General features: G+C 73.0%; 4 protein-coding genes. All 4 read right to left on the minus strand.

Going from position 1 to position 2,432, the window contains the following annotated elements; all coding sequences use genetic code 11:
• Nucleotides 1–818 (minus strand): DUF6779 domain-containing protein (locus G6022_RS13420; protein ID WP_182691755.1); only part of this gene is annotated, 818 nt, incomplete at its 3' end.
• A gap of 91 nt (nt 819–909) precedes the next feature.
• Complete coding sequence (locus G6022_RS13425; RefSeq protein WP_182639311.1) at nt 910–1,386, minus strand: DUF3180 domain-containing protein; 477 nt, start codon at nt 1,384–1,386, stop codon at nt 910–912.
• A gap of 1 nt (nt 1,387) precedes the next feature.
• Nucleotides 1,388–1,912, minus strand: a complete 525-nt coding sequence (folK, locus tag G6022_RS13430) for a 2-amino-4-hydroxy-6-hydroxymethyldihydropteridine diphosphokinase (protein ID WP_182691756.1) — start codon at nt 1,910–1,912, stop codon at nt 1,388–1,390.
• On the minus strand, nt 1,909–2,301 hold the full coding sequence (gene folB / locus G6022_RS13435) for a dihydroneopterin aldolase (protein ID WP_179524474.1): 393 nt from the start codon (nt 2,299–2,301) through the stop codon (nt 1,909–1,911). The genes folK and folB overlap by 4 nt, the downstream gene beginning before the upstream one ends.
• Between the last annotated feature and the right edge of the window lie 131 nt (nt 2,302–2,432).

Here is a 2,432-nt window from a genome sequence, read left to right on the forward strand (position 1 = left end):
GAGCCGGCGGGGCGGGACTCCCCCGCCTCGACCGGCGAGAACTTCTCGGTGCGCTCGGTGCTGGGTGTGACGTCACGACCGACCCCGGTGACGGTCGGCTCGGGCGTCGACGGCCGGGGGCGCACCGGGCCGGAGGGGCTCGACGAGGCGGGCGGGGTCGAACCGGCCTTGCCGGACGACGCGGGGCTGCTCGAGGCGGGAGTGGTCGAGGCGGGAGTGGTCGAGGCGCGACCCGATGGAGAGGTCCCGAACGGGGGTGTCAGGGTCGATTCCGGTGCTCGACGACGTGGTTCGACGCGCTCGGACGGCACCGATGGCAGTGACGACCCGGCGCCGAGCTCCCCTGCTGTGGTGTCACCACCCACGGCGAGACGCTCGTCGGTCAGGGTGACGCCCATCTGCCCGAGCTGCTCCCGCAACGCGGCGATCTCGTGGCGGAGCGCGTGGATGGAGTCGGTGGTCTCCGCACGCACGGAGTCGCGCAGGTCCTTCTCCACCACGAGCTCGTGCTCGCGGCGGGCGGAGATCTCGCGTTCGAGCTGCAGTTCGTACACGGTGTGCAGGTCGCGGACCCTGGCCGCCTCGGCCGCCGCCTGCCGCCGGTAGCGGGCCACGAGGAACGCCCCGATGAACGCCGCCCAGAGTGCCGAGAGAGTGCCGATCCGCATCCACACCGGATTGTCGGAGAAGACCATCACCACGGTCGCGATGAGTGCCAGCACCAGGAGCGCCCCGAGAGCGATCCCCGCCAGGCCGCGGTCGTCGCCGCGGACGGGGCGGACGGATCGGGGCTTGTCGATCGCGCCGTCGGAACTCATGCCCCGCATGATACGCAGAGAACCACTAGTCACACGGGCAACCAGCGCGTGTTCCTCCAGATGCCCGCCGTCTGCTGACCGCTCGATCCGCTCAGGTCGACTGGGCCAGTCCCCCCACGTCATCGTCGGAGGGCGGGGTCTCGCACGACGACTCGAGGAACAGACCTGCCCCCACGAGCAGCGCCCCGGACACCAGCACCGCCACGGACGACGGCAGCTCGGCGCTGGCCGCCGCCAGCTCACCCAACCTCGGTGCGAAGTAGAGGACGAGTCCGACGCCCAGACCTCCGGCCGCGGCCCCCAGCACGGCCGACGCCTGCCCGAGGGCTGCGCACCGCGCGATCGTCAACGGGTGCATCTGACTGCGGTCCTGACCGACCCCGCCGTCGGAGATCGCGGACCGGATCCGGAGCGCAAGCAGCACGTCGATCACCGCCACCACCGGGAGCGTGACCCATCCCCACCCGAGGGGCGGCAGCGACCCGAGCAGCGAACCGGTCAGGAAGTAGGCGGCCACACCGGCGACGAGTGCGACCAGGACGAGGGTGGACACCGCGATGCGAGCCATGTCAGCGGCTCCACCCTTCGGGGGCCAGCCGGTCGTGCGTCCGGCGGACCGCGGCGACCTCGGCGGGGTCCAGGGCGTCGAGGTGGTCGGTGAGAGCGAGGCCGTCGAGCCGGGCCCCGGGCTCGACCTCCGACCACGGGACCAGGACGAACGCGCGCTCGGCGGCGCGCGGGTGGGGCAGGGTCAGGGACTCGTCCCGGGAGTGCACCGGTGTCCCGTCGACCTCCGCCGACACCACGTCCACATCGAGGGACCTCGGCCCCCAACGGACCTCGCGCGTGCGGCCGGCGGCGCGCTCCCGTGCGAAGCCCCAGTCGAGCACGTCGTGGGGGGACCCGGGGTGGTCGACGACGAGGACCGCGTTGAGGAAGTCGTCCTGCTCCACCCCGCCCCACGGTGGGGTCGCGTAGACGGAGGAGACGCGACGAAGGATGCCCTCCCGGGCGGCGGCGGCCACCGCCCCACGGAGCAGGTCGAGAGAATCCCCCTGGTTTCCGCCGATCGACAGCACGGCCCGACAGGTCACCGGTCCACACCCGGGCCGTCGACGTGGACACGCGAGCGTCGGGCCACCACCGCGACGTCCGCGAACTCGGCCGGGATGGGGGCCTGCGGCTTGTGCAGCGTCACCTCGACCGCGTGTGCCTGCGGGGCCAGGTCCATGATCCCGTCGGCGATCTGCGAGGCCACCGTCTCGATCAGGTCGCGGGGGGCCCCGGACACCACGTCGCGGGCGAAGAGCGCCAGCGCACCGTAGTCGACCGTGTCGGCGAGGTCATCGGACGCCGCGGCCGCGGTGAAGTCGGTCCACAGGACCAGGTCCACGAGGAAGTCCTGGCCGTCGCGTCTCTCGTGCTCGAAGACACCGTGGTTGCCACGGACCCGCAGGCCCCTCAGTTCGATCCGGTCCGCCATCAGCCTTCCTCCACCCCTCCGGCCGCCCAGGCGGCCGTCACCCGTACGGCGTCGGCGCTCGGCGGGACGTCGTGGACTCGCACGGCCCACGCCCCCGCCGCCGCCGCGAGAGCGGTGACTGCCGCGGTGGC

The organism is Dietzia sp. Cai40 (assembly GCF_014145165.1).
Taxonomy (GTDB): Bacteria; Actinomycetota; Actinomycetes; order Mycobacteriales; family Mycobacteriaceae; genus Dietzia; species Dietzia natronolimnaea.